Raw genomic sequence first — 6,449 nt, 5'->3', positions numbered from 1 at the left:
GCCAGCAGTCCCCGCAGAAGAGCGAACCCGGTCCCCTGCGACGTCGCGACCAGGACCACCGGACCCCGTGAGCACGGGGTCCGCCGCCGTGCGACCTGTCACCGCAGGGGGCGGGAGCGAGGGAGGTGACTCAAGGTGCGAAGCCGGCCTGGGCTCACCAGCCGGCGGGGGCGTAGTCCTTCAGGAAGCAGCCGTACAGTTCCTCGCCCTGTTCACCGCGCACGATCGGGTCGTAGACCCGGGCGGCCCCGTCCACGAGGTCGAGCGGGGCGTGAAAACCCTCCTCGGCGAGGCGGATCTTGTCGGGGTGAGGCCGCTCGTCCGTGATCCAGCCGGTGTCGACGGCCGTCATGAGGATGCGGTCCTTCTCGAACATCTCCTGGGCGCTGGTGCGGGTCAGCATGTTCAGCGCGGCCTTGGCCATGTTGGTGTGCGGGTGTCCCGCGCCCTTGTAGCCACGACCGAAGACCCCCTCCATAGCGGAGACGTTCACCACGTAGGCGCGGTCCGCCGCGGCCCTGGCCATCGCCGGGCGGAGGCGACTGATCAGAATGAAGGGCGCCGTCGAGTTGCAGAGCTGGACCTCGAGGAGCTCGATCGGTTCGACCTCCTCGACGGTCTGGATCCAGCTGTTCGTGTCGTGGAGGTCGGGGACCAGACCGCCGGCGTCGATCGCGGTACCCGCGGCGATGCGGGCAGGTGAGGCGGAGCCGGTCACCAGCGCGAGATCCGTGACGTCCTGCGCGCTGAGGCCTTCGCCCTCCTTGCGGGCGGCCGGCAACGCCGCGACGCGGTCGACGGTGCCGCTGCCGAACGTGCCGATCACCTGGGCGGAGGGCAGCTCGCCCGCGGGCAGCGGGGCCGACTCCGCGGCGAGCAGTTCGCCGTAGGCCTCCGGAGAGCGGCGGACGGTCTGCGCGGCGTTGTTGATCAGGATGTCCAGCGGACCCTCGGCGGCGACCGAGTCGGCGAGCGCGACGACCTGGGCGGGGTCACGCAGGTCGATGCCCACGATCTTCAGGCGGTGGATCCAGTCGTCGCTGTCCGGCATCGCCTTGAAGCGGCGGATGGCGTCGCTGGGGAAGCGTGTGGTGATGGTGGTGTGCGCACCGTCACGCAGCAGCCTCAACGCGATGTACATGCCGATCTTGGCGCGGCCGCCGGTGAGCAGAGCCCTGCGTCCCGTGAGGTCGGTGCGCGCGTCGCGCCGGCTGCGGTTCTCCTTGGCGCACTGCTGGCAGAGCTGGTGGTAGAAGGCGTCCACCTCCACGTACCTGGTCTTGCAGATGTAGCAGGACCTGGGGCGCTGCAGTACCCCCGCGATCTCGGCGGTTGCCGAGGAGGACGGGAGGACGCCCTGCGTCTCGTCGTCGATGCGCTCGGCGGAACCGGTCGCCGTGGCCTCGGTGACGGCCTTGTCGTGCGCGGTCTTGGCGGCGCGCCGCTCCTGACGGCGACGCTGCTTCACGGTGCGGTAGATACCGGCGGTCGCCCGCCGCACGGCGACGGCGTCCGGGTGGTCGACCTCGATGGTGTCGAGCTCGTCGAGCACACTCAGGCAGACGGCCAGCCGCTCCGGGTCGATACCGGGACCGAACTCGTCGATACCGGGAGCGAACTCCTGGCTGTCCTCTGTCACCGTCATTGCCGTTCCTCTGTCACTCGTCACTCATGCCGCTGCCGGGCTTCGAAGTGGGGAGTGATCCGGCCGGGAGCCGGCGAGGGCAGGCGCGCACGGGCGGAATGCCCCGGTCAAGTCTGCCACGAGTCGCGCGCTGCTCCGTTCGGCTGCCGCCCCCGGCTCCCGCCCGCCCGGGGGAAGCCGCTACGCGCCCGCGGTCGTACCAGCGGGAGCAACGCCGGAGGCGCGACCCCGATCACGGAAAGCCCTCGGGCGAACACCGAGCGTCATGACCGACGGTGCCCATCCGGCCCTCTCTGGGATCTCCACAAAAAACTTCGGCATCCGGTGGCATTACTTCCGGATTCCCGGGAATGCGCTCGTCACTGCAGTGGACACCAGGGAGGGCGACATCATGACGGCCATGTCAGCGCGAACCACCGAAGCGATCGACACGGCGGCCACGCGGTGCAGCGAGGCGGAAGCGGTTTCCGACACGGCTGCGCTTCCCTGGATCGAGGACGCCGGCAAGGTGGCCCCTCAGGACGCCCGGGCCATGTCGAAGCTCTTCTTCGACCGGCTCCAGGTCCTCGAGGAGGGCACGCGCGAGCACCAGTACGCGCGGAACACCCTCATCGAGATGAACCTCTCCCTGGTGCGCTTCGCCGCCTCGCGGTTCCGCAACCGGGGCGGTGACGACACCGAGGACATCATCCAGGTGGGGACGATCGGCCTCATCAAGGCGATCGACCGGTTCGACCTCTCGCGCGAGGTCGAGTTCGCCACCTTCGCGGTGCCCTACATCGTCGGCGAGATCAAGCGCTTCTTCCGCGACACGACCTGGTCCGTGCACGTGCCGAGGCGGCTGCAGGAGCTGCGGGTCGAGCTGGCCAAGGCCAAGGAACAGCTGTCGGCGAAGCTCGACCGCGACCCGACGGTCGCCGAGCTCGCGGCGCACCTCGACCTCCCCGAGGAGGAGATCATCGAGGGCCTGGTCGCCGCCAACGGCTACTCCGCCGGCTCGCTGGACACCCCGAACGCCGACAGTGAGTCGGGCAGCGACCAGCGCGCCTACGCCGACCTCCTGGGCGAGGACGACCCGGGGATGGAGAGCGTCGAGAACCTGCACGCACTGGCCCCTCTGCTGCGCCAGCTCGACGAGCGGGAGCGGAAGATCGTCAACATGCGCTTCGGGCAGGAGATGACGCAGGCGCAGATCGGCGCGGAGCTCGGCGTCTCCCAGATGCACGTGTCGCGCCTGCTGAGCAGGATCGTCCAGCGTCTGCGCGCGGGCATGAGCGTCGAGGCCTGATCAGCGGCGTACACACGGATCAGCGGAGGCCCGGCCTGGTGCCGGGCCTCCGTCACATATGCTTCCTGCCGATACGGCCATGGGTGAGCCGTCCGTCGGAAGGGGTGGAGTGTGGCCGAGTCGCCGTTGGACACCTCTGCGCGCGTGCAGGAACTCAACGGGATTCCCGGGCAGCAGAGCGTGACGACCGCCACCGACACGTCCGTCTGGGACGTGGACGCGGTCCTGCTCCTGGTCGAGGACGACTCCGGGGACGCCCTGCTGGTCGAGGAGATGCTCACCGACAGCGAGCTGGACGCCCCTCTCACGTGGTGCAAGACGCTCGCCGAGGCACGGCGGTTCCTGCTGGGCCGCCACACACCCGTCTGTGTCCTGCTGGACCTGCATCTGCCCGATGTGAACGGTCTCGACGCCGTCCGTCAGCTGGTCGAGTCCGCCCCCGACGCGGCGGTCATCGTCCTGACGGGGCTGGACGAGTCGGAGACCGGGCTGTCCGCGGTGGCGCAGGGCGCCCAGGACTACCTCGTCAAGGGCCGGATCGATCCCGAGGTACTGGGCCGCGCGGTCCGCTACGCCCTGCAGCGCAAGCACGCCGAGCGGTCGGCCGCCGCGATGCGGACCAGTCGGCTGATCGCCCAGGAGAACGCCCGCCTGGAGCGCGCTCTACTGCCGATCCCGCTGCTGCTGGACGACGGCTTCCAGGTGGCCGCACGCTACGAGGCCGGACGTGCCCACGGGCTGCTGAGCGGCGACTTCTACGATGTGGTGCAGACCGCCGACGGTGCGGTGCACGCGGTGATCGGCGATGTGTCCGGGCACGGTGCGGCGGAGGCCGCCCTCGGCGTATGCCTGCGGGTCGCCTGGCGCACGGCCGTACTGACCGGTGTCTCGCAGCGCGAGAAGATCAGCCTCCTGGAGGGCATACTCGTCGCCGAGCGGTCCGATCCCCATGTGTTCGCCACGCTGACCACGCTCGTCTTCCCGCCCGGCAGGGACAAGGTGTTCATCGCACGGGCCGGGCACCCCGGACTGCTGCTGCGGCGCGGCACGGACGTCAGCTGGGTCGAGCCTGACGCGGGCATGGCCCTCGGTCTCCTGCCCGGCGCCGGCCGCTGGTCGATCACTGAGCTGGAGCTCCTGCCGGGCAGTGAGCTCATCCTGTTCACCGACGGTCTGTTCGAGGGGCGTACGGGGCCCAAGTCCCGGCTCGGCGAGGACGGCCTGCTGGCCATGGCAGGCAGGCACGGCGCCTTGGAGCCGCGCGCGTTCGTCGACGCGCTGATCGCCGAGGCCACCGAGAGCGCCTCTCCTTATGGCGGTCTGGCCGACGACGTCGCCGTTCTCCATCTGGGCTGGAAGGCCGACTCATGAGCACGACGCGTACGACCTCCGAGCGGCCCGGACGGATAGCCCGGCTGTCGGTGCAGAACTGGGTCCATCTGATCCTGGCCGGCTTCGTCCTGGTGGTCTGCGGGTGCCTCGTCGTGGGCGGGCTCGTCCTGTCCCGCATCTCCGACCGGACCACGGACCTGGTGGACCGGATTCAGCCCGCCCGCTCCGCCTCGTTCCAGTTGCAGAACTCGCTCCTGGACCAGGAGACCGGTGTACGGGGCTTCGCGCTCACCGGTGACGCCTCGTTCCTCGAACCCTACGAGTCGGGCATGCGGGCAGAGCGGGAGCGGCTGGCCCGGGTGCGTGCGCTGGTCGGGAACGAGCAGCCGTACGCCGACGACCTGGACCGGATCGAGAATGCCGCGCGGGAGTGGCGGACCCTGCAGGCGGAGCCGCTGATCGCCGCGGTGCGGGCGAACGGACCCACCCGTGCGTCATCCGCTCCGATCCTGCGGAGCAAGTCGGAGTTCGACACGCTGCGCGCTCTGTACACCGTCGAGCAGCGTCATCTGGACGACGCCCGGGACGACGCACGCGCCCAGCTGGATGACGCGCGCACCACTCGGGACCGGGTGCTCATCGCCCTGGTGGCAGGCTTCGTGCTGGCGGTCGTGTCCCTCAGTCTGCTGCTGCACCGCATGGTGGGCCGGCCGCTGGACGCTCTGAGAGCGGCGTCGGACAAGGTGCGGTCGGGTGCCTTCACAGGAAAGATCGAGGTCCGCGGCCCCTCGGACGTCAGAGCGGTGGCGGCGGCGGCCGAGGACATGCGCCGGCGCCTGGTGGCGGAGCTGGCCGAGTCCCAGGACCGGGAGACGCTGCTGGCCGAGCAGACCACGGAGCTGCGGCGGTCCAATTCCGAACTCGAGCAGTTCGCCTACGTGGCTTCGCACGACCTCCAGGAACCGCTGCGGAAGGTCGCTTCCTTCTGCCAACTGCTGGAGAAGCGGTACGGCTCGGTGCTGGACGACCGCGGCCGGCAGTACATCGACTTCGCGGTCGACGGCGCCAAGCGGATGCAGGTACTGATCAACGACCTGCTCACCTTCTCCCGGGTGGGCCGGGTGCAGCAGAGCTGGAAGCCGGTCGACCTCGACGTGGCACTGGACAGGGCCCTTTCCAACCTCACGCTGGCCGTCGAGGACGCCGGGGCCGTCGTCGCACGCGAGGAACCGCTGCCGGAGCTCCTCGGCGACTCGACGTCGCTCACCATGGTGTGGCAGAACCTCATCGGGAACGCCGTCAAGTTCCGCCGCGCCGACGTGCCGTGCCGGATCACCGTCGGGTGTGTCCGGGAGGACGACGTCTGGCATCTGACGGTCGCCGACAACGGCATCGGGATCGCGCCGGAGTTCGCCGACAAGGTGTTCGTCATCTTCCAGCGTCTGCACGCCCGCGACGAGTACGAGGGAACCGGCATCGGGCTCTCCCTCTGCCGCAAGATCATCGAGTTCCACGGTGGCCGGATCTGGCTGGACCCGGAACCGGCCGAGGGCACACTGATCCACTTCACCCTGCCCGTACTTCCTGAGGCACCCACGCACACCACGGCGGAGCTGCTCGCCCCCGCCCCACCCACCCCCCGGTCGGGAGACACCCAGTGAACGACGACGTCAAGCCCATCGAGGTCCTGCTCGTCGAGGACGACCCCGGCGACGAACTGATGACCCGTGAGGCGTTCGAGGACAACAAGATCCGCAACACCCTCCATGTGGTGCGCGACGGACAGGAGGCGCTGGACTTCCTGTACCGCCAGGGTGAGTACGCCGATGCGCCGCGCCCCGACCTGGTACTCCTCGACCTGAATCTGCCGAGGTACGACGGCAGGCAGGTGCTCGAGCGGATCAAGACCGACCCCGACATGGCGCTGATCCCGGTGGTGGTGCTCACCACCTCGTCGGCCGAGGAGGACATCCTCCGGAGCTACAAGCTCCACGCCAACGCCTACGTCACCAAGCCGGTCGACCTGGAGCAGTTCATCGGGGCGGTGCGCCAGATCGACGACTTCTTCGTCAGCGTGGTCCGGTTGCCTCCGCGTGCGTAAGATCTGGAGGGATCCCCCGGAGTGGGATCTCTCGACGCGGGTAGACGAACGGCGAGAAAAGGTCTGAGACCTCCCCTGCGGCG

At 69.5% G+C, this 6,449-nt stretch carries 5 protein-coding genes; 4 read left to right on the top strand and 1 reads right to left on the bottom strand.

Features of this window, described 5'->3' with window-relative positions; all coding sequences use genetic code 11:
• Positions 1–154 precede the first annotated feature (154 nt).
• The gene (locus ABZ441_RS09720) at positions 155–1,645 is read right to left on the bottom strand and encodes an SDR family NAD(P)-dependent oxidoreductase (RefSeq protein ID WP_358970203.1); all 1,491 of its coding nucleotides are present in this window, start codon (positions 1,643–1,645) and stop codon (positions 155–157) included.
• Between the two features lie 391 nt (positions 1,646–2,036).
• Here ABZ441_RS09720 and ABZ441_RS09715 point away from each other — a divergent pair, with 391 nt between their 5' ends.
• The 4 genes from ABZ441_RS09715 (at position 2,037) to ABZ441_RS09700 (ending at position 6,366) form a co-directional block, all read left to right on the top strand.
• Positions 2,037–2,933, top strand: coding sequence for an RNA polymerase sigma factor SigF (locus ABZ441_RS09715; protein ID WP_358970202.1), 897 nt, complete (start codon positions 2,037–2,039; stop codon positions 2,931–2,933).
• Between the two features lie 144 nt (positions 2,934–3,077).
• Positions 3,078–4,304, top strand: coding sequence for a fused response regulator/phosphatase (locus ABZ441_RS09710; protein ID WP_358970235.1), 1,227 nt, complete (start codon positions 3,078–3,080; stop codon positions 4,302–4,304).
• The gene (locus ABZ441_RS09705; protein ID WP_358970200.1) at positions 4,301–5,926 is read left to right on the top strand and encodes an ATP-binding protein; all 1,626 of its coding nucleotides are present in this window, start codon (positions 4,301–4,303) and stop codon (positions 5,924–5,926) included. The genes ABZ441_RS09710 and ABZ441_RS09705 overlap by 4 nt, the downstream gene beginning before the upstream one ends.
• Positions 5,923–6,366 (top strand): response regulator, encoded by a 444-nt coding sequence (locus ABZ441_RS09700; RefSeq protein WP_358970198.1) that lies wholly within the window; start codon positions 5,923–5,925, stop codon positions 6,364–6,366. Before ABZ441_RS09705 ends, ABZ441_RS09700 begins: the two co-directional genes overlap by 4 nt.
• Positions 6,367–6,449 lie beyond the last annotated feature (83 nt).

The organism is Streptomyces sp. NPDC005752 (genome assembly GCF_040630715.1).
Classification (GTDB): domain Bacteria; phylum Actinomycetota; class Actinomycetes; order Streptomycetales; family Streptomycetaceae; genus Streptomyces.
The sequence above is the reverse complement of the archived record's forward strand: the minus strand, read 5'-3'. Positions and strand labels throughout refer to the sequence as shown.

What these genes read in the sequence shown, in the direction of transcription:
- ABZ441_RS09715 (WP_358970202.1), top strand. Translation starts at nt 2,037, where the DNA reads ATGACGGCCATGTCAGCGCGAACCACCGAAGCGATCGACACGGCGGCC.
- ABZ441_RS09705 (WP_358970200.1), top strand. Translation starts at nt 4,301, where the DNA reads ATGAGCACGACGCGTACGACCTCCGAGCGGCCCGGACGGATAGCCCGG.
- ABZ441_RS09720 (WP_358970203.1), bottom strand. Translation starts at nt 1,645, where the DNA reads ATGACGGTGACAGAGGACAGCCAGGAGTTCGCTCCCGGTATCGACGAG.